The organism is Pseudomonas sp. GW821-FHT09C08 (assembly GCF_059418125.1).
Map to the genome: position 1 here is coordinate 1 of NZ_JBWKPG010000004.1, position 20415 is coordinate 20415.

Below are 20415 nucleotides of genomic sequence, written 5' to 3' on the forward strand. Positions count from 1 at the left end.
ACGCATATCCAAACACCTCAGATTTGGACGCCATCATAGCGCCCGATTGAGGTGTCCAAAATCATTAGGCCAGTTCAGCTTGCTCGCGAAAGCGGTGGGTCAGTTGCTGGAGAGGGTGGCTGGTCTACCGCCTTTGCGAGCAAGCCCGCTCCCACATTTGGGGTGTATTTCAAGGTTGGAACCGAGTTGTACCGTCCGCTCAAATGCCGGTGCGGCACCCCGAATCCCAAGCCCAACAGTAATCAAAACTGTGGGAGCGGGCTTGCTCGCGAAGGCGGTGGGTCAGTCAACCATGATTTAGCTGATCCACCGCCTTCGCAGGCAAGCCAACTCCCACACTGATTGGTGTCTGGACTGAATGCTGTGCCTGGCTCAACTCCCACATCTGGATCTCCAGTGTGTCTGGATTTTGTGATCAGAACGCAAACCGTCCATCAAACACTGGCTTGTCATCCAGCGCCAAGACCCCGCTGGCGAAAATCAGGTCCAGGTGATGACTGCCTTTCTGCCCGCCGCCAAGGCCCAGGTGCAGCCCGCAATGGCGCTCTTCAAACCCGGCGTTGCGCGCGTACAGGTCCTTCACGCCTTCATTGGTGCCGATCCCCAACTCCTCCACCCGCCGGTTGGACGGGTTGGCGTTCAGGTATTTGTTGAAGTCATCCGCCAGCCCCGGCACGTCGCTGGCCACGCTGCAGATGGTCGAGTTCTCGATCCACAGCTCCAGCGGCGACTGCAGCACGCCGTACTTGCGCGCAAACGGGATGGTGCTCAGGAAGGTGCCGACAAAGCGCACCTGGCCACTGATGGCCTCGCTGTGGGTGGCGATCTCGCCGGGTGCCAGGTCGTGGTTGCCGATGCCGTTGATATTGGTCCACTTCTTGATGCTGCTCAGCGGCGCCTGCAGGCGTGAGCCGTGCTTGTCGGTGAAACTCAGCACGTTGGCCTGGGACATGCGCCGGATCAGCGTGGCGTTGAGGTCGGCGATGCGCTGCGGCTCGACGCTGAAGGTGTCGTAGAAATAGTCGCCGTAATCCTTGAACAGCAGGGATTTCTGCCAGTGTTCGGCCATCACGCCGTGCAGTGCGCGGATAAAGTCCGGGCCTTCGGCGCGTGGGTTGGGCAGCGTGGAGGCATCGTAGAGGAACAGGTACAGGTCGCAGGCCTCAATGGCCTGGGCCAGGGTGTCACTGGCGGCCAGGTCGAGGCGCTGCACCTGGAAATTGAAACGGGCGGCGCTGCTGTGGGTGATCGCCTGGGCGATGGCGTCGTAGCGCTCGGTATGGCCCAGCAGCACGGTAGGCTGGCTCAGCCCGCTGAGGGCCGGGTGGTGGGCGAGGTAGTAGAGAAAGTGTTCGACGGCGCGGGCCTTGTCCATGACGGGTGTCCTTCTGTGCCTTGGGTAAGGGAGCAGGTGCCGTGCACAGCACCTGCCGGTTGCCTGCCGGGTGTCAGAATGGCCACATCGCCGTGCCGAAGGGCACGACGGCGTCGGCTTGCATCATCTCTACGGCGGCCTCGTGGGTCGGCGCTTCAAACCAATCGTCGAGTTGCAGTTCGGTTTCCAGGTCGTTTTCCAGTGCTTGCATGGTGTATCTCCTAGAGGACGTTGTTTGAGGACGGCTTGCCAACGGGCTTCGCTGGGCAAGTGGGATGAACCTAGGAGAGAGTGTTTCAGAACGCAAAATATTTATTGACACCGTTGCATTTGGATTTTTTCTTCTGTTTTTCCGGCCTGGTTTTTTCTTGAGCAAATACAAGCAGCTGGCGATGCTGATGATGGAGAATTTTCCTACCGACAATTTTTCTTCACGGAACAGCTGTAACGCGAATTTTCCATGCTGTAACGATTAATTTACGACAATGTCGCGGCATTATTGGCCCCTTTCCCGCTGTAAGGATTACCTGACAGATCGTCGCACGCCGGCTGGAGGGGCGGCCCCAAGCTGTCGAGCGGTGTACAATGCGCCGCGTTTTACTGTGACCCCCCTTGCGTAACCACGCAAAAGGCCAAGACCTCGGGGTTTACCTACCCTGATCACTCCGCCTGGCCACGAGCCGGACGGGTTCGATTTCGTCACAGATAAAAACAAACAGGTGACGCATGACCGTTAGAAAGACGCTGTACTCCTGGTGCCTGCGCTGGGGTTTGAGCGGCGCTGCTTGAGTCGGTAATTCAAGGCAGCAACCTGCAATCAACATCATCAAACCTTGCGTGAGACCCTTTTCATGAGTGGACCCCATTCCTCTTCAGGCGAGCTGAAACGCGGCCTGAAAAATCGGCATATCCAGTTGATCGCCCTCGGTGGCGCCATCGGCACCGGCCTGTTCCTCGGCTCGGCCGGGGTGCTCAAGTCCGCCGGCCCGTCGATGATCCTCGGCTACGCCATTTGCGGCTTCATTGCCTTCATGATCATGCGCCAGCTCGGCGAAATGATCGTCGAAGAGCCGGTCGCCGGCTCCTTCAGCCACTTTGCCCACAAGTACTGGGGCGGTTTTGCCGGCTTCCTGTCGGGCTGGAACTGCTGGATCCTGTACATCCTGGTGGGCATGTCGGAGCTGACCGCAGTCGGCAAATACGTGCACTACTGGTGGCCGGAGATCCCGACCTGGGTCTCGGCAGCGGCGTTCTTCGTGCTGATCAACCTGATCAACCTGGCCAACGTCAAAGTCTTCGGTGAAGCCGAGTTCTGGTTCGCCATCATCAAGGTCGTGGCCATCGTCGGCATGATCGCCCTAGGCAGCTACCTGCTGGTCAGCGGCAGCGGCGGACCACAAGCCTCGGTGAGCAACCTGTGGGATCACGGTGGGTTCTTCCCCCATGGTGTCAGCGGGTTGGTGATGGCCATGGCAATCATCATGTTCTCCTTCGGCGGCCTGGAAATGCTCGGCTTCACTGCCGCCGAAGCCGACCAGCCACGCACCGTGATCCCCAAGGCAATCAATCAGGTGATCTACCGCATCCTGATCTTCTACATCGGTGCGCTGGTCGTGCTGTTGTCGCTGACGCCATGGGACAGCCTGCTGGCGACCCTTAACGCTTCCGGCGATGCCTACAGCGGCAGCCCGTTCGTCCAGGTGTTCTCCATGCTGGGCAGCAACACTGCCGCGCACATCCTCAACTTCGTGGTGCTGACCGCTGCGCTGTCGGTGTACAACAGCGGCACCTACTGCAACAGCCGCATGCTGCTGGGCATGGCCGAGCAGGGCGATGCGCCGAAGGCATTGGCCAAGATCGACAAACGCGGCGTGCCGGTGCGCTCGATCCTCGCGTCGGCGGCGATCACCCTGGTGGCGGTGCTGATGAACTACCTGATCCCGCAGCATGCGTTGGAACTGCTGATGTCGCTGGTGGTGGCCACGCTGGTGATCAACTGGGCGATGATCAGCTTCTCGCACTTCAAGTTCCGCCAGCACATGAACCGCACCGGCCAGGTGCCGTTGTTCAAGGCGCTGTGGTACCCCTACGGCAACTACATTTGCCTGGCGTTCGTGGCGTTTATCCTGGTGATCATGCTGATGATTCCAGGGATCCAGGTGTCGGTGTACGCGATCCCGGTGTGGGTGGCGTTCATGGCGGTGTGCTACTGGATCAAGAACAAGCGCAGTGCCGAAGCGGCGCTGGGTACGGCGAGTGCGGCGTTGAAGTAAGCCGCCCCGCCCAAACGGAAAACCCGGCTGCGTGCCGGGTTTTTTGTGGGCGCCGACGGGGTAGACTCGCGCGTCGTGTTTAAACGTTCCAGGAGCGCAGACCCCATGCAACTCACTGATATCGACGGCGGCGCCTTGCAGCGTGACGCGCTGGAAGACCTGATCGACCAGCACGGCGGGCCCCTGCGCCTGATTGGCGTCGACCTGAGTGGCGCTGACCTCTCGCGCATGGCGCTGGATCACTGGGTATTCGAACGCTGCATCCTGGTCCAGACGTCTTTCCTCGGTGCGCGCCTGGAAGGCACGCAGTGGAAAAGCTGCCGGGCCGGCCACGCGATTTTCGAGGCGGCGAACCTGTTGGAGGCGCAGTTCCACAGCTGTGACCTGAACAACACCCGTTGGCAGCGCAGCAAGCTGCCCCAGGCGAATTTTGAACACTGCAAATTGACCGGCGCCAACTTCACCCATTGCGCCTCCCTGGGGCTGAGCTTCAGTGAAACCCGCCTGAACAGCGCGTTTCTGTCCGGGTTATCGTTTGCGCGCACCGTGTTGAATAACCTGGACTTCTCCGACAGCGATTTGTCGGAGGCTGATTTTCGCAAGGCCGAACTGATCGACTGCAGCCTCGCCCATGCCCGCATCCACGGCGCCAATTTTGCCGGTGCCGACTTGCGCGGTGCGGATTTGAGCGGGTTTCGCCTCAATGATGCCAAACTGTTCAAAGGCGCCGTGATTTCCAAAGCCCAGGCGTCGATGCTGTTATCCGAGTTGGGCTTGTCCGTTGCCTAAGGTTTTTGAGTGATGCTGGTAATTTCCAACAACGTGCACCTGCCCGATGCCGAAATCGAGCTGACCGCCATCCGCGCCCAGGGCGCCGGTGGGCAGAACGTCAACAAGGTGTCGAGCGCGGTGCATTTGCGCTTTGATATTCCGGCCTCGTCGCTGCCGGAGTTCTACAAGGAGCGGCTGCTGGCGCTGCGCGACAGCCGTATCACCAGCGAAGGCGTGTTGATTCTCAAGGCCCAGCAATACCGGACCCAGGAGCAGAATCGCGCGGATGCGCTGGAGCGTTTGGTTGAGCTGATCCTCAGTGCCACCAAAGTCGAGAAGAAGCGCCGCCCGACCAAGCCGACCCTCGGCTCGAAAAAGCGTCGACTCGAATCCAAGACCAAGCGCGGCAGTATCAAGGCCGGGCGTGGCAAGGTCGACTTCTAGGCGTCGCGCGCTTCGCGGGCCTTCGGCGCCTGGCGGTACAGGTACACGCTGAGCAGCAGGCCACCGAGGGCGGCGAGGGCGGCGAACAGGAAGATCGATGCAAAGCCGAAACCTGCCGCCACCGCCCCGGCCAGCGGCCCGGTGATGCCCAGCGACAGGTCGATGAACAGCGAGTAAGCCCCCACCGCCGACCCGCGGCTGGACGCCGGCACCAGATTGACCGCCTCGACTCCCAGCGCCGGAAACACCAGGGAAAAACCGAAGCCGCTCAACGCCGCGCCGGCCAGGGCCAAGTTCGCATCCGGTGCCAGCCACAGCAACAGCAACCCGAGGATTTCCACCGACAGGCACGCAATCGCCACGCGAAAGCCGCCAATCCGGTTGATCAAGTTGCCGAACAGCAGGCGCGCACCGATAAAACTGGCGCCGAACAGGCTCAGGGCCCACACCGCGTTATCCCAATGCTGGGTGGTGTAATACAGGGTGATAAAGGTGGCGATGGTGCCAAAGCCGATCGAGCCCAGGGCCAGCGCGCAGCCGTGCGGCAGGACCCGGCCCAGCACATTCATGAACGGCAGGCGCACGCCGGCCACGATCGGCGCCGCTTCCTTGTTCCAGGCCAGCAGCAGGCCGATCACCGCCAGCAGGATGATACTGACGCCCATGCTCCACAGCCCCAGGTGGCTGACCAGCAGCACCCCCAGTGGTGCGCCAACCGCCAGTGCGCCGTAGCTGGCGATGCCGTTCCAGGAAATCACCTTGGCCGTGTTCGCCGCCCCCACGCGGCCGATGCCCCAGCCGATGGCGCCCGAGCCAACCAGGCTTTCCGCGCTGCCCAGCACCAGGCGGCCGATCAGCAGGCTGCCCAGGCTCACGGCTGGCAAGCTGGAGAACCACGCCGCGAGCAGCATGAACACGCCGCTCAGGCCGCAGCCCACCAGGCCGATCAGCACGGCGCGCTTGCTGCCCAGGTTGTCGATGATTTTGCCTGCGTAGGGACGGCTCAGCAGCGTGGCCAGGTATTGCACACTGATCACCAGGCCGGCGATGACCGCGCCGTAGCCCAGCTCACTGTGGACATAGCCGGGCAATACGGCCAGCGGGATGCCGATATTCAGGTAGCCGATAAAGGTGAACAACACGATGGAAACGACTTGCAGCGTGACCGCCATGGGGCGCTGGGTATCTGGCATGGGAGAGGTCCACTGTCGCAGCAGGTAAAGATAGGCGGCTAATGATACCGGGCTTGGGCCGGCGCAGGGCGCTAAAACGCAAAAACGTCAGGTCGGCACTGCGTCAGGCTTGGGAGGGGGCCAGCAATTGCGTGGTGACCAGGGCCGCCAACGCGTTTTCCTGGGTGCCAAAACGCTTGAGCAGCTTGGCTTGCTTGTCCGCGCTGAGGCGGTTCCACACTTCGACCATCTGCAAGGCAGCGTCGAGTACGGCGGCGTCCGGGGTGTCGGGGAGGGTATCGGTCATGGCAGGTATCTCGGGTGATTCAGGCAGTGTGGAAAGCGCTCAAAGGTGCGCTTTCCACACGGTCTGGTACGGCGTCAGTCCTGGCTTTCGCTGTCGACTGGTGGTGCTTCTTTGGCCTCAGGCTGCTGGTCGCTGGCCTGCTGCGGTGTTGGCTGCTCAGTAGGGTGCAGGCTTGGGAAGGGGAGATTAGGTATCTCGTGCATCGTCGTCGCTCCTCGCAAAGTCTGTTTTTTCAATCGCAGGTGATTCCGCGCTCTCAAAAAGCCTTGGCAGGATACAGCACTGAAAATGACAAAAAGAATTTAATCTCGACCAATGAACGAACTTTCATTGTTTTACGCAAGTGACACGGGGTCACACCTCAGAAGGGCACCTTGCCGAGAATCATGTCGCGGTACATCACAAAATCCCCCAGCAAGCTGTAGAACGGGTGCTGGAAGGTCGCCGGGCGGTTCTTTTCAAAGAAGAAGTGACCGACCCAGGCAAAGCTGTAGCCGGCAATCGGCACGGCCAGCAGCAAGCCCAACGAGCCTCTGCCGATGGCATACGCGAGGATGCCGATCACCAGGGTGGTGCCGATAAAGTGCAGGCGCCGGCAGGTGCTGTCGGCGTGCTCAGTCAGGTAATACGGGTAAAACTCGGCAAAGCTGTTGAATCGCTTGACGTTTTCCACGGTGACCGGCCCTTTGATTGTTGTGCCGCCCAACAGATGTTCGGCGGGGAGCTTATTTGAGTCTAGAGTGATCAGTGGTAACAGCCAGTGACAATAGATGCCACTTTAGTATCCTTGGCTTCCTGGCTGCCGTTTGAGCCTGCTTTATTAAGAAGACGCCATGAGCGAACGAACAACTTCTGCAAGCTGGGCGATGGGGATAGTCAAGGCGTTGGAAATGGACGGCCTGGATTGCCGCGCCTTGTTCAAGCAACTCGGCCTGGACTACGCCGCGCTCAGCGACCCCGATGCACGCTTCCCACAAGATTCCATGACCCGGCTGTGGCAGCGGGCGGTGGAGGTCTCGGGCAACCCGGCGATTGGCCTGAACATGGGCAAGGTGGTGCGTCCGGCATCGTTTCATGTGGCCGGGTATGCGTTGATGTCCAGCAACACCCTCGCTGAAGGGTTTATGCGCCTGGTGCGCTACCAGCGGATCATCGCCGAAAGCGCCGACCTCAGTTTCCGACTGCTCCCCGAAGGTTACGCGCTGATCCTCACCGTGCATGGCGATCACCTGCCGCCCACCCGGCAAAGCGCCGAAGCCTCGCTGGCGAGTGCCCTGGCGCTGTGTGGCTGGCTGACCGGGCGCACCCTGCAACCGCGCAAGGTGCTGCTGCAAGGCGATCAACCGGTGGACCTGGCGCCCTACAAACAAGCGTTCCATGCCCCGCTGGAATTCAATGCGCCGTATGACGCGCTGATCTTCGAACGCGCCGACATGGACGCGCCGCTGCCCACGGCCAACGAGGCCATGGCGCTGCTGCACGATCGGTTTGCCGGTGAATACCTGGCCCGTTTCTCGGAAAGCCGTGTGACGCACAAGGCGCGTCAGGTGCTGTGCCGCCTGTTGCCACAGGGCGAGCCCAAGCGTGAAGTGGTGGCCCAGACCCTGCACCTGTCCCAGCGCACGTTGCAGCGGCGCTTGCAGGAAGAGGGCACCAGTTTCCAGACCCTGCTCGATGACACCCGCCGCGAATTGGCCGAGCAGTACCTCGCACAGCCGAGCATGACCCTGCTGGAAATCGCCTACTTGCTGGGGTTTGCCGACCCGAGCAACTTCTTTCGCGCGTTTCGCCGCTGGTTCGATGCCACGCCCGGCGAATACCGGGCGCGGTTGCAGGATGCGTCGACGGTCAGTGACGCCAAAATGCCGGAATGCACAGAACAAAGACTGTAATGATCTCCAGTCGGCCCAGCAGCATGCCCAGCGACAGGATCCACTTGGCCGCATCCGGCAGGCTGGCGAAATTGCCCGCCGGGCCGATGGTCTCGCCCAGCCCCGGGCCGACGCCGGACACGGTGCTGGCGGCGCCGGTCAGCGCCGTCATCCAGTCCAGGCCCAGCAGCGACAAGGCCAGGGCGATGGCGCAGATGGTGATAGCGAAGAAAAACGAGAACGTCAGGATCGAACGCACGATCTCTTCGTCGAGGCGGTGGCCGTTGTACTTCTGCTTGATCACCGCCCGTGGGTGAATCAGCTGGTTCAAGTTGGCCTTGAGCAGGATGTAGGCGACCTGGAAGCGGAAGATCTTGATCCCGCCCGCCGTGGAGCCGGAGCAGCCGCCGACAAATCCCAGGTAGAAGAACAGCATCAGCGAGAAGTTGCCCCAAATGCTGTAGTCCCCCAGTGCAAAGCCGGTGGTGGTGACCACCGAGGTGACGTTCACCGCCACATGGCGCAGCGCGTCGAGCCAATGCAAATCGGTGGTCCACCAGTACCAGGTGCCGAGCACCAGCCAGGTCACCACCAGCAAACCGAGCAGGCCTTGCACCTGCTGGTCCTTGATCAACGCACGGCGGTTGCCGCGCAGGGTCGCCACGTACAGGGTGAACGGCAGGCTGCCGAGGATCATCACCACCACCGCGACCCAGTGCACCGCGGGCTGTTTCCAGTGGGCCAGGGATTCGTCGGAGGTGGAGAATCCACCGGTGGAAATCGCCGACATTGCATGGTTGATCGCGTCGAACAGGCCCATGCCGGCCCACCAGAACGCCAGGCTGCCAAGGATGGTGATGCCCACGTACGCCGCCACGATCAGCCGCGCCACCATGTGCGAGCGGGGCATGACTTTTTCCGAGCGGTCCGAGGATTCGGTCTGGAACAGGCGCATGCCGCCGATACGCAGCAGCGGCAGGATCGCCACCGCCATGCCGATAAAGCCGATGCCGCCGAGCCAGTGCAGCAGCGAGCGCCACATCAGGATGCCCGGTGACATGGTGTCCAGCCCGCTCAGCACGGTGGAACCGGTGGCGGTGATGCCGGACATGCTTTCAAAGAACGAGTCGGTGTAGCTGATGTGCTGGGTCAGCAGAAACGGCAGCGCGGCGAACACGCACACCACCACCCAACTGCTGACCGTCAGCAAGTACATGTCGCGCGGGCGCAGGTGCACATGTTCGGGGCGGCCGGGAATCACCAGGGCCAAACCGGCAATAAAGGTGATCAGGCTGGCCCAGAGGAACGAGGGCAGGTCACTGGTGCGTTCGAAGATCACCAGGGTGGCCATTGGCACGACCATGGCGATCGCGAGGGTGATCAGGAAGATGCCGATGATGAAACCGATGATGCGTAGGGTCGGCAACGCCATGAAGTTCGCTCGGGGGTTGAGGGTGGCGCCATTCTACCTGCGGTGCAGTGCATGTAAACCGGGGTACGTGCCGCAACGCGGTTCAACGGTGGGCGCTGGCTTGCCTGCGATTGCGGTGTATCAGTCGATCAAGGGATGACTGGCCCACCGCTATCGCAGGGAAGCCAGCTCCCACACGGGTATAAAAAAGGCGACCCGAAGGTCGCCTTTTTCAGCACCGCACTGATCAGAACTCGTGATCAGCGTTATCCGGGTTCAGGTCGCTGATGCCCAGCTTGCCTGCGGCTGCTTCAATCGAACCGGTCTGCTTGACCAGTGCGGCGATCGCGTCACGCACGATCTGGTTGCCGGCTTCGTTGCCAGCGGCGATCAGTTGGTCGTAGTGCTCGCCGTTGTTGGCGTGGTCAACCATGACCTGGATCTTCGCTTCGGTCGCCGCCAGGTCAGCCTTCAGGGCGGTGTCGGTAGCCGGATCAGCCTTGGCCACCAGGGACGACAGGCTGGCGCCGGTCAGCTTGGTGCCATCGACGCGGGTGTACTCGCCCAGGTAGACGTTGCGGATGCCCTTGGCGTCGTAGAACTGCGAGTTGTGGGTGTTATCGCTGAAGCAATCGTGCTCGTCTTCCGGCGAGTTGGCTTCCAGGGAAACCTTCATGCGTTCACCTGCCAGCTCGCCCAGGGACAGGCTGCCCATGCCGAACAACATTTTGCGCAGGCCGTCGGTGGCAGGTTCTGCCTCCAGGGTGGCGCGGTAGTTGTCTTCGACGTTGGGTTTCCAGTTGCCGACCATTTCTTCCAGGTCACTGACCAGCAGTTGGGTCACGGCACTCAGGTAGGCGCGGCGACGCTCGTTGTGGCCGCCGGTGGCGCCGTCACCTGTCAGGTAGTCCGAGGCAGGACGGTTGCCGGCGCCAGGGCCTGTGCCGTTCAGGTCCTGGCCCCAGAGCAGGAATTCGATGGCGTGGTAGCCGGTGGCGACGTTGGCTTCGGAACCGCCCAGCTCATTGAGGCTGGCGAGTTTTTCCGGAGTGATGTCCTTCACGTCGACCTTGTCTTCGCCGACCTGGATCTCGGTGTTGGCGATGATGTTGGCAGTCGCACCCGGGTTACCCAGGGCGTGTTCGTAGGACTTGTCGACATAGTCGATCAGGCCTTCGTCCAGCGGCCATGCGTTCACCTGGCCTTCCCAGTCATCAATGATGGTGTTGCCGAAGCGGAACACTTCGCTCTGCAGGTACGGCACGCGAGCGGCGATCCAGGCGTCGCGCGCGGCTTTCAGCGTGTCGGCGTTCGGCTTGGCGAGGAAGGCGTCGATGGCGGTTTGCAGGGTTTTCGCAGTGGACTCGGCATCGCTGTAGACCGCGAACACCATGTCTGCGTAATGCGCGACCACGGCCTTGGCGGCCGCTTCGTCGACCTGGCCGGCAGGGGTGGCAGCCGCTGGAGCGGTAGTGCTGGCAGCCGGGGTCGGCGCCTGGGGCGCTGCGGCCTTGTCTTTACCTTCGCCGCAACCGGCGAGAGAAATGGCAATGGCCAGCAGACTGGCGGTGGCCAGGGGCATACGAATCATGGCGAACATCCTGCTTCGGTTGTTGATAGGGCGCGCGGGGGAGCGCAAAAAAGCTGCGACATAATGCGAAAGATTTGCATTTTGTGTAAAGGGTTATACGAGGGAAATATTTAGTATCGATTCGAGCGCTCAGAGAATCACTTCGCTATTACGCTCGGACTGCTTCAAAAAAGCCGCCAACTCCCGGGCCTGCAAGGGTTTGCTGTAGTGATAGCCCTGACCTTCATGGCAGCCTTCGGAGATGATGTAGGCCTCCTGCTCGGCGGTTTCCACGCCTTCGGCGATCACTTGCATGCCCAGGCTTTTGCCCAGCTGGATGATGGCCCGCACGATGGTGGCGTCGTCGTCATCGTCCAGCAGGTCTTGGACGAAGCTCTTGTCGATCTTGATTTTGTCCAGCGGCAGGCTCTTGAGGTAGCTCAGGGATGAATAGCCGGTGCCGAAGTCATCAATCGCAATCAACGCCCCGGAACGGCGCAGGCTCAGCAAGTGCTGGGCGGCAGTGCTGATGTCTTCCATCAGGCCGGTCTCGGTGACTTCCAATTCCAGGCTGCGCGGCGGCAGGCGGTAGATCTGCATCAGGTTGTTGACCACCCGTGGCAGCTCGGCGTGGTGCAACTGCACGGTGGACAGGTTGACCGCCATGCGCAGGCCGATGAAGCCCAGGTCGTGCCATTCGCGCAACTGGCGGCAGGCCTGGTCCAGCACCCATTCACCAATCGGGATGATGGTGCCGTTCTGCTCCGCCAGCGGGATAAACAGGTCGGGCGGCACTAGGCCGTGTTCCGGGTGTTGCCAGCGGATCAGTGCTTCCACGCCGACCACGCGGTGGTCTCGGTAGCTGATCTGCGGCTGGTACACCAGGTGGAACTGGTCGCGACTGAGGGCGTCGCGCAGGTCTTTCTCCAGCTCGCGGCGGCGGCGCATTTCACTGTCGACGCTGGCTATATAGAACTGATAGCGGTTGCGCGAACGGCTCTTGGCCAGGGTCATGGTCTGTTCGGCTTTCTGCAGTAACTTCTCGGTGCTGTCGCCATCTTCCGGGAACAACGTGATACCGATGGTGGCGCGCAGGCGGATTTCCTCGTGATCGAGGGCGAACTCCGCCTCCAGGTCATCGAGGATACTTTGCGCCAGCTCCGCGGCTTCGTAGGGCTGGTCGATATCGGCCTGCACCAGGGCGAACTGGTCGCCACCCAGGCGGGCCAGGGCGCCGAGTCGGCCGCTGTGGGCGCGCAGGCGGTCAGCCAGGGCCAGCAGCAATTTGTCGCCGGCCTGATAGGTGAACTGTTCGTTGATGCTTTTGAAGTCATCGAGGCCCACGCATAACACCGCCACGCGGCGTTGGCGACGACCGGCGTCGATCAGGATTTTGTCCAGTTGCTCCTGCAGTTTCTGGCGATTCGGCAGGCCGGTGAGGAAGTCGTACTGGGCCATGCGCAGCAGGCTGCTTTCCGCTTCATGGCGCAGGTGGGTATTGCGTTCGATGGATTCGAGCAATTGGTTGGCGGTATTGATCCACAGCCCCAGTTCGTTGCGCTCATGGCCCTTGAGCTGGGGGATCTTGTGCTCGCTGGGCCGGTCGGGGTTGATCGAGGTCAGGTGTTCGATAATCCGCGACAACGGCTTGGTCAGCAGCCAGTGATAGACCAGGTACAGCACCAGGCCCATGGCCAGGGCGCGCAGTACCCCGGAAATGAAGATGATCACCGAATTGACGATAAACCCCTGGCCATACGTGGCGGTGTCGAGGGTGATACTGAGGTCGCCGTAATACTCGCTGTAGGGGCCTTTGCCGACCAGGGGCGTGGTGAAGGTGCGTTCCTGGCCCAGGATCAGGTCGGTCAGCCAGCGACTGGGGGCCTGCTGCAGGGCGCGGCTCTTTTCGGCCAGCATGGTTTCGTTGGGGTGGCCGATGGAGGCCATGCGCACCGCGTCGTCCTGGAACAGGCCCTCAATGACCTGCATGCCCATCTCGCGGTCCAGGCTGTAGACGGCCTGCGTCGAGGGGTCGCGAAACATGTCGAGGATGCGCTGGGCATCGCCGGCCACGGCCTGGCGCGTCTTGTAGGCATCGAAAACGATCTGCGCCACGCTCAGCGCCACGCCCACGATCAATGCCGACAGCAGCACAACCCGTAGCAACTTCACCGACAAGCTGTTCTTGAGTTCCAGCTTCAAAGGGTCATTCCTTGTTCCATGCGGGTGGCCTCAATATGCCATGAGTATTGGCAATCCCGTGAGGGCAGTCAAAGGGACATTGCGGCTGACGGTACTTTGCGGCGTTGAGGGAGCCAGGGGCGGGGGATGTTGGCGGGTGCGAGGGGAAATGGAAGGCGGTCAATCAGGCGAGTGACGGGGACGGGGAGGGGCTGCGTTTTTCGCCTCCCTGGAAGCCCAGGGAAGCGAGCGCTGCGGCCTTTACCCGGCTGGGACCGGGTTTGGGTTGTCTCTCTGGGCGTTTGACATGGATTGAGACAGCGACGCGATTACGCTCGTTGCCACTCCTATAGCTTGCATCCCGCCTCCTATCACCACCGGGGCGAGGGTTGTGGCCAGGGGGATAACTGCAGCTGCTGCACCTACTCCTGCGATTGCCATGATTACACTCTCCAACATCAATCAAGAGGGACATTCCTCCTGCCGCCTGGGTGGTCATTGCGTGTCGTTGAGTTCCATGGGGCTTTGCCTGCCCTTGCGCTTGAACCAACGGCCACAAAAAAGCCCGGCACAGGGCCGGGCTTTTTCTACTGCAAGGGTTGCTTAGGCAGTGAAGGTCTTGCCTTCGAACTGCTCAGCCACGAACTTCCAGTTGACCAGGTTCCAGAACGCTTCCACATACTTCGGACGCACGTTGCGGTAGTCGATGTAGTAGGCGTGTTCCCAGACGTCGCAGGTCAGCAGCGGGGTGTCGCCGTTGGTCAGCGGGTTGCCGGCGCCGATGGTGCTGGCCAGGGCCAGGGAACCGTCAGCCTTTTTCACCAGCCAGCCCCAACCGGAACCGAAGGTGCCGACGGACGTCTTGGTGAACTCTTCCTTGAACTTGTCGAACGAACCGAAGGCTGCGTTGATGGCTTCAGCCAGTGCGCCGGTCGGTTGGCCACCGGCGTTTGGCGCCAGGCAGTTCCAGTAGAAGGTGTGGTTCCAGACCTGAGCGGCGTTGTTGAAGATGCCGCCCGAAGAGGATTTGACGATCTCTTCCAGGGTCTTGCCTTCGAACTCGGTGCCAGGCACCAGGTTGTTCAGGTTCACGACATAGGTGTTGTGGTGCTTGTCGTGGTGGTATTCCAAGGTTTCCTTGGAGATGTGCGGCTGCAGGGCATCGTGTGCGTAGGGCAGCGGCGGCAATTCGAAAGCCATGATGATTCTCCTAATCAGGTCAGTTGCGGTGAGCGCAAGGCCGATCACGGGCGGCCAAACAAGCGCCGGGGAGTTTGTACTCTTTGCGGCGCAGGGTCCGGATCATAGCACCGGGGGTGCGGCAAAACCACGCAACAACTGTGTGGGATAGAGGTTCCAGAGCGTTTTGGAATATTCCTCAAGCGCTGATCAATTGGTAGGCCACGCTGAACATCATCACCGCCACCAACAGGTCCAGCAGGCGCCACGTCGCCGGGCGTGCCAGCCAGGGCGCCAACCAGGCCGCGCCGAGTGCCAGCGTGGCGAACCACAGGAATGAAGCACTGGCGGCGCCGGCCACATAGGCGCCCGGTTCGGTTTGTTGGGCGCCCAATGAGCCGATCAGCAGCACCGTGTCCAGGTACACGTGGGGGTTGAGCAATGTCACGGCCAGGGCGCTGAGCAATACCGCGCGTAACGAGCGCATCTTGACGTGATTGCCTTGCTCCAGGCTTTGCCTGGAAAACGCCCGACGCAGCGCCAATGTGCCGTACCACAACAGGAATGCCGCGCCGCCCCAGCGGGCGATGGCCAGCAGCAGCGGGTTTTGCGCGAGCACCGTGGCCAGGCCGAAGACACCGGCCGCAACCAGAATGGCATCGCACACGATGCAGAGCGCTGCCACGGGCAGGTGATGTTCGCGGCGCAGGCTTTGCGCGAGGACAAAGGCGTTCTGCGTTCCGATCGCCATGATCAGGCCGAGCGCCACCAACAGGCCATTCAGATAGCTTTGCCACATACGCTTTACTCCGCGTCCGTCGCCAACTGGCGCAGTACATTCATGGCGCGCTCGGCATCCGCGCGGCCGACAAACAGGTGATCGTGGTAGTAGCCGGCAATCACGTTGCAACTGATCCCGGCCTTGCCCAGGGCGCTGGCAAACGCGGCGGTCAGGCCCACGGCTTCGAGCGCCGAGTGCACATTCAAGGTGATCCATGCCGCCACATAGTCGAAGGCCAATCCAGCCGTTTCGGCCTGCTGGCGTTCCAGGATCAGCGTCAGGCCTTCCTGCTCGCGGAAGCTGCCGATCACCTCGCAACCCGCCGGGATGCGGTGATCGGGCAAGGTGCAGAACACGTAGTCACCCTCGTTCAGGTGCGGGCTCATGCTGCGCAACAGTGTTGCCAGGGCGGTTTCGCCGGCCATGGGAGGTTTCCTAATAAAAGAGGGAAGCGATGCTGGCTATTCTCATGGCGCAGGCTGTATAAGAAAAACCAATATTGCTGATCGCTCATTAGAGAAACTGATGTTCGACTATAAATTGCTCTCCGCCCTGGCGGCGGTGGTGGAACAGGCCGGCTTCGAGCGCGGCGCCCAAGTGCTGGGGCTCTCGCAGTCGGCGATTTCCCAGCGGATCAAATTGCTTGAGGCGCGCATCGGCCAGCCGGTGCTGGTACGGGCCACGCCTCCGACGCCCACGGATGTCGGGCGGCGGTTGCTCAACCATGTGCAGCAGGTGCGGCTGCTGGAGCGCGATCTGCAGAGCCAGGTGCCGGCGCTGGACGAGGAGGGCATGCCCGAACGTTTGCGCATCGCGCTGAATGCCGACAGCCTGGCCACCTGGTGGGCCGAGGCGGTCAGCGGGTTTTGTGCCGAGCAGCACTTGTTGTTGGACCTAGTGGTGGAAGACCAGACCGTCGGCCTCAAGCGCATGCGTGCCGGCGAAGTGGCCGCCTGCATCTGCGCCAGCGAGCGCCCGGTGGCCGGTGCGCGCAGCCTGTTGCTCGGTGCCATGCGCTATCGGGCGTTGGCCAGCCCAGCATTTATTGCGCGGCATTTTCCTACGGGCGTACGCGCCGACCAGTTGGCGCGCACGCCCGCGCTGGTGTTTGGCCCGGATGATTTTTTGCAGCATCGCTACCTGGCGTCCCTCGGTGTGGACGGCGGCTTCGAACACCATTTATGCCCGTCGTCCGAAGGCTTTATCCGCCTCACTGAAGCCGGGCTTGGCTGGGGCCTGGTGCCGGAATTGCAGGTACGCGACCAGTTGGAACGGGGCGTGCTGGTGGAGTTATTGCCAGATAAGCCCATTGATGTGCCGTTGTACTGGCATCATTGGCGCAGTGGCGGGCAACTGTTGGGCCTGCTGACTGACCATCTGGCACAGGCATGTGGGCAATGGTTGGTGCCCTATCAGCAGTAGCTGGCGTCAAGTTGCAAGCTGCAAGAGAAAAGCTTGCAGATCGTATTTAATTTGCAACTGATAGCTTGAAGCTTGCAGTTGCATCCGTAGGAGGCTCCATGAAAGTTCTGGTCACCGGCGCAAGCGGCTTCATCGGCGGGCGCTTTGCGCGTTTCGCCCTGGAGCAGGGCCTGGACGTGCGGGTCAACGGGCGACGCGCCGAGGGTGTGGAACACCTGGTCAGGCGCGGCGCCGAGTTTATCCAGGGTGATTTGAATGATGCCGACCTGGTGCGCGACCTGTGCCGCGATGTTGAAGCCGTGGTGCATTGCGCCGGCGCCGTCGGGCTGTGGGGCAAATATCAGGATTTTCACCAGGGCAACGTGCTGGTCACGGAAAACGTGGTCGAGGCGTGCCTCAAGCAACAGGTCGGACGCCTGGTGCACCTGTCCTCGCCGTCGATCTACTTCGATGGGCGCGACCATCTCGGGCTGACCGAAGAGCAGGTGCCCAAGCGCTTCAAGCATCCGTATGCCGCGACCAAATACCTGGCGGAGCAAAAAGTCTTCGGTGCCCAGGAGTTCGGCCTCGAAGTCATCGCGCTGCGCCCGCGTTTTGTAACCGGCGCCGGCGACATGAGCATTTTCCCGCGCCTGCTGAAAATGCAGCGCAAGAACCGCCTGGCCATCGTCGGCGACGGCCTCAACAAGGTCGATTTCACCAGCGTGCACAACCTCAACGAGGCGCTGCTCGGCAGTTTGCTCGCGCCCGGTTCGGCGTTGGGCAGGGCCTACAACATCAGCAACGGCACTCCGGTGCCGGTGTGGGATGTGGTGAATTACGTGATGCGCCAAATGCAGTTGCCCCAAGTGACGCGTTATCGCTCCTACGGCCTGTCCTACAGCGTCGCCGCGCTCAATGAAGCCTTCTGCGCGATGTGGCCGGGTCGACCGGAACCGGCGTTGTCGCGCCTGGGCATGCAGGTCATGAACAAAGATTTCACCCTCGACATCAGCCGCGCCAGGCATTATCTGGACTACGAGCCCAAGGTCAGCCTGTGGACTGCCCTCGACGAGTTCTGCAGTTGGTGGAAGGCCCAGGAACCGGGGTTGAAGTAAGCTCACAACCAGCAACACATCGGGAACCGAATTCGTGGTTCCGGGTCGATCAGTGCGGCGGGCCTGCGGTTTATACTCCCCACGCTCGGCTCCCCCGCTAGCCACCTCACCGATTCAGGGTTGATTCATGCGCAACGATGCCAACGACGACTTCGACAACGTTCCCAGCCTGCGGGCCGATCACGGGGATGACGATGATTTCGAACCGACTCCCGCCACTTCGGTGCGTTCGCGCAACACGCCCGTGGTCAAGGTCAAGAGCGCCAGCACCGGCCCGTTGTGGGCATTGATCGGCGCCCTGCTGATCGCCTTCGCCGGCCTGGCGTGGTGGAGCTTCCAGCAGATCTCATTGATGGGCCAGCAACTGGTCGCCACCCAGGAAAGCTTTGCGCGCATCAGCGAAGAAGCGGCAGGGCGGCTGCAGGATATTTCCGGCAAGGTCGTGGCCAGCGAGGCCAGCGTGAACAACGGCAGCGAAGCGCTCAAATTGCAGATCAAGCAGCTGGAAACCCAGTTGCTGGAGCAGGGCAAGCAGCAAGTGGGCGTGGCCGGCCAGGCCACCGAGCTGGACAAACGTCTGGCACAGATGACCGCGAGCACCACCGACCTGTCCAACGCCAACACCCGGCTGCAAGGCCAGGTGCAAGCGCTGACCGACGCCGTGGCGACGCTCAAGGCGGCGCAGGGCGATGCCGGCAAGCGTGATGCCGAAATCAAGGAGCTCGCTGCCGACGTCGCGGCGCTGAAAAAGCAGGGCAACCCGAGCGCCGCCATCGCGCGTATCGAGCAGGACCTGGTGGTGCTCAAGAGCGCCCAGGACAATCAGCCGGCCAACAGCGATGCGCCGACCAATAAAGAGTTCGACGTGTTCCGCATCCAGACCACGCGCAACATCACCACCCTGCAGAGCCAGGTGCAGAACCTGAACCAGCGCCTCAACGCGCCGGCGACTGCCACACCGCTCGGCCAGTAAAGACCACCAGGGCTGGTCGGTTGTGAAACGGTTAAAACTGTAGGAACGGGTTTGCCAGCGATGGCGGTGCATCAGGGACCCGCGACCCTGCAGGCTACCCGGTCCCAACCGTCCATACATGGGCTGATGGCTACCTCTGTGAATGTCACCACTTGGTGACATTTCCCTTCCCCTTCGTTACTTGCCCGTCCTTCACCCTTGTTTAGACTCCGGTCATCCCACAAAAAACAATAAGGGCCACCCATGACCACGCAACCACTGCCTGCCAGCAGTTGGCTGAATGCACCTGCCCATCACGCCTGGCTTGCCGCCGAAGGCCAGCGCCTGCTGACATTCGCCAAGGCCTCTCGCCTGCCCGAGGGTTTTGGCAACCTGGACGACAACGGCCAACTGCCGGCCAACGCCCACGCCGAAACCATGAACACCGCGCGCATGACCCACAGCTTCGCCATGGCCCATGCCCAGGGCCTGCCGGGCTATGCCGAACTCGTCGAGCACGGTGTCGCGGCCCTGAGCGGCCCGCTGCGCGACAGCGAGCACGGTGGCTGGTTCGCAGCGCCCGGTGCCCTCGATGGCAACTGTGGCAAGGCCGCCTACCTGCATGCGTTTGTCGCCCTGGCCGCCAGCTCGGCGGTCGTGGCCGGTGCTCCGGGTGCACAGACCTTGTTGAACGACGCGATCCACATCATCGAGCAGTTTTTCTGGAGCGAAGAAGAGGGCGTGATGCTCGAGTCCTTCGCCCAGGACTGGAGCGGTGTCGAAGCCTACCGCGGCGCCAACAGCAACATGCACGCCACCGAGGCCTTTCTCGCCCTGGCCGATGTCACCGGCGACACCCGCTGGCTTGACCGCGCCTTGCGCATCGTCGAGCGGGTTATCCACACCCACGCCGCCGGCAACCAGTTCATGGTCATCGAGCATTTCGACGCGCATTGGCAAGCGTTGCTCGGCTACAACGAAGACAACCCCGCCGATGGCTTCCGCCCCTACGGCATCACTCCCGGCCATGGTTTTGAATGGGCGCGGCTGGTGCTGCACCTGGAAGCTGCACGCCTGTTGGCCGGGCTGGCCACGCCGGACTGGCTGGTGAGCGATGCCAGGGGCCTGTTCGCCAGCGCCTGCGAATATGCCTGGGCCGTAGATGGCGCGCCGGGCATCGTCTACACCCTGGACTGGAACCAGCGCCCGGTGGTGCGCGAACGCCTGCACTGGACCCACGCCGAAGCCAGCGCGGCCGCCCAGGCCTTGCTCAAGCGCACGGGCGAACTGCATTACGAAATCTGGTACCGACGTTTCTGGGAATTTTGCGAAACCCACTTCATCGACCCTGTCCACGGCAGTTGGCACCACGAACTCAACCCGCATAACCAACCCAGCAGCACGATCTGGGGCGGCAAGCCGGACCTGTACCATGCCTGGCAAGCGGTATTGCTGCCTGCGCTGCCGTTGGCGCCAAGCATGGCCAGTGCCATCGGGGCTGGGCGCTATGTCACCAAGTGGTGACATTTGTCCATCCCTTTGTTACCTGCGTTTAAAACATCCATGTTTAAACTCCGTGCAGCGCAAGCTCTAGACTTGCATGCATAAC

Annotated in this window: 19 protein-coding genes; 8 read left to right on the forward strand and 11 right to left on the reverse strand. The window is 61.8% G+C overall.

The features are described from left to right. Positions 1–415: 415 nt before the first annotated feature. Complete coding sequence (locus AC07OJ_RS14600) at positions 416–1375, reverse strand: CgnE/CgnB domain-containing protein (RefSeq protein WP_495094717.1); 960 nt, start codon at positions 1373–1375, stop codon at positions 416–418. Positions 1376–1448: 73 nt separating this feature from the next. Next, positions 1449–1586 carry a hypothetical protein gene (locus tag AC07OJ_RS14605; protein ID WP_003175756.1) on the reverse strand — a complete coding sequence of 46 codons (138 nt, stop codon included), beginning with the start codon at positions 1584–1586 and terminating at the stop codon, positions 1449–1451. Positions 1587–2226: 640 nt separating this feature from the next. Here AC07OJ_RS14605 and AC07OJ_RS14610 point away from each other — a divergent pair. The 3 genes from AC07OJ_RS14610 to arfB all read left to right on the forward strand — a co-directional run bounded on the left by AC07OJ_RS14610 (position 2227) and on the right by arfB (position 4863). Then, on the forward strand, positions 2227–3648 hold the full coding sequence (locus AC07OJ_RS14610; RefSeq protein ID WP_065908943.1) for an amino acid permease: 1422 nt from the start codon (positions 2227–2229) through the stop codon (positions 3646–3648). A 105-nt stretch (positions 3649–3753) separates the two neighbouring features. Further along, positions 3754–4437, forward strand: coding sequence for a pentapeptide repeat-containing protein (locus AC07OJ_RS14615; RefSeq protein WP_495094718.1), 684 nt, complete (start codon positions 3754–3756; stop codon positions 4435–4437). 12 nt (positions 4438–4449) lie between these two features. Then, a complete protein-coding gene (gene arfB / locus AC07OJ_RS14620; RefSeq protein ID WP_065908949.1) occupies positions 4450–4863 on the forward strand; it encodes an alternative ribosome rescue aminoacyl-tRNA hydrolase ArfB in 414 nt (137 codons plus the stop codon). Here arfB and AC07OJ_RS14625 read toward each other — a convergent pair. From AC07OJ_RS14625 to AC07OJ_RS14635, 3 genes are all read right to left on the reverse strand, one after another. Next, positions 4860–6056 (reverse strand): MFS transporter, encoded by a 1197-nt coding sequence (locus AC07OJ_RS14625; protein WP_065908952.1) that lies wholly within the window; start codon positions 6054–6056, stop codon positions 4860–4862. The two genes, arfB and AC07OJ_RS14625, sit on opposite strands and share 4 nt — an antisense overlap. 103 nt (positions 6057–6159) lie before the next feature. After that, on the reverse strand, positions 6160–6342 hold the full coding sequence (locus tag AC07OJ_RS14630) for a hypothetical protein (RefSeq protein ID WP_065908954.1): 183 nt from the start codon (positions 6340–6342) through the stop codon (positions 6160–6162). 361 nt (positions 6343–6703) lie between these two features. Then, positions 6704–7015, reverse strand: coding sequence for an Mpo1-like protein (locus AC07OJ_RS14635; protein WP_065909861.1), 312 nt, complete (start codon positions 7013–7015; stop codon positions 6704–6706). Between the two features lie 160 nt (positions 7016–7175). Here AC07OJ_RS14635 and AC07OJ_RS14640 point away from each other — a divergent pair, with 160 nt between their 5' ends. Next, positions 7176–8234 carry an AraC family transcriptional regulator gene (locus tag AC07OJ_RS14640; protein WP_106802768.1) on the forward strand — a complete coding sequence of 353 codons (1059 nt, stop codon included), beginning with the start codon at positions 7176–7178 and terminating at the stop codon, positions 8232–8234. On the opposite strand, the gene AC07OJ_RS14645 is transcribed toward AC07OJ_RS14640, so the two are convergent. From AC07OJ_RS14645 to AC07OJ_RS14670, 6 genes are all read right to left on the reverse strand, one after another. Next, a complete protein-coding gene (locus AC07OJ_RS14645; RefSeq protein ID WP_065908958.1) occupies positions 8191–9645 on the reverse strand; it encodes a TrkH family potassium uptake protein in 1455 nt (484 codons plus the stop codon). The two genes, AC07OJ_RS14640 and AC07OJ_RS14645, sit on opposite strands and share 44 nt — an antisense overlap. 226 nt (positions 9646–9871) lie before the next feature. Then, positions 9872–11215 (reverse strand): imelysin family protein, encoded by a 1344-nt coding sequence (locus AC07OJ_RS14650; protein ID WP_201145779.1) that lies wholly within the window; start codon positions 11213–11215, stop codon positions 9872–9874. 129 nt (positions 11216–11344) lie between these two features. Beyond that, the gene (locus AC07OJ_RS14655) at positions 11345–13396 is read right to left on the reverse strand and encodes a putative bifunctional diguanylate cyclase/phosphodiesterase (RefSeq protein WP_106802770.1); all 2052 of its coding nucleotides are present in this window, start codon (positions 13394–13396) and stop codon (positions 11345–11347) included. A 582-nt stretch (positions 13397–13978) separates the two neighbouring features. Then, on the reverse strand, positions 13979–14575 hold the full coding sequence (locus tag AC07OJ_RS14660) for a superoxide dismutase (RefSeq protein WP_003175739.1): 597 nt from the start codon (positions 14573–14575) through the stop codon (positions 13979–13981). Positions 14576–14753: 178 nt separating this feature from the next. Next, positions 14754–15353: a LysE/ArgO family amino acid transporter gene (locus tag AC07OJ_RS14665; protein ID WP_065908966.1), complete on the reverse strand. Its 600-nt coding sequence runs from the start codon at positions 15351–15353 to the stop codon at positions 14754–14756. Between the two features lie 5 nt (positions 15354–15358). Next, positions 15359–15760: an ACT domain-containing protein gene (locus AC07OJ_RS14670; RefSeq protein WP_065908968.1), complete on the reverse strand. Its 402-nt coding sequence runs from the start codon at positions 15758–15760 to the stop codon at positions 15359–15361. A 100-nt stretch (positions 15761–15860) separates the two neighbouring features. Here AC07OJ_RS14670 and AC07OJ_RS14675 point away from each other — a divergent pair, with 100 nt between their 5' ends. From AC07OJ_RS14675 to AC07OJ_RS14690, 4 genes are all read left to right on the forward strand, one after another. Continuing rightward, complete coding sequence (locus tag AC07OJ_RS14675) at positions 15861–16757, forward strand: LysR family transcriptional regulator ArgP (protein ID WP_106802772.1); 897 nt, start codon at positions 15861–15863, stop codon at positions 16755–16757. Positions 16758–16855: 98 nt separating this feature from the next. After that, positions 16856–17854, forward strand: a complete 999-nt coding sequence (locus AC07OJ_RS14680; RefSeq protein WP_065908975.1) for an NAD-dependent epimerase/dehydratase family protein — start codon at positions 16856–16858, stop codon at positions 17852–17854. 127 nt (positions 17855–17981) lie between these two features. Further along, positions 17982–18827 carry an ATPase gene (locus AC07OJ_RS14685; protein WP_065908979.1) on the forward strand — a complete coding sequence of 282 codons (846 nt, stop codon included), beginning with the start codon at positions 17982–17984 and terminating at the stop codon, positions 18825–18827. Between the two features lie 243 nt (positions 18828–19070). Beyond that, positions 19071–20330, forward strand: a complete 1260-nt coding sequence (locus AC07OJ_RS14690) for a D-mannose isomerase (protein WP_495094719.1) — start codon at positions 19071–19073, stop codon at positions 20328–20330. The last annotated feature ends 85 nt before the right edge of the window (positions 20331–20415 follow it).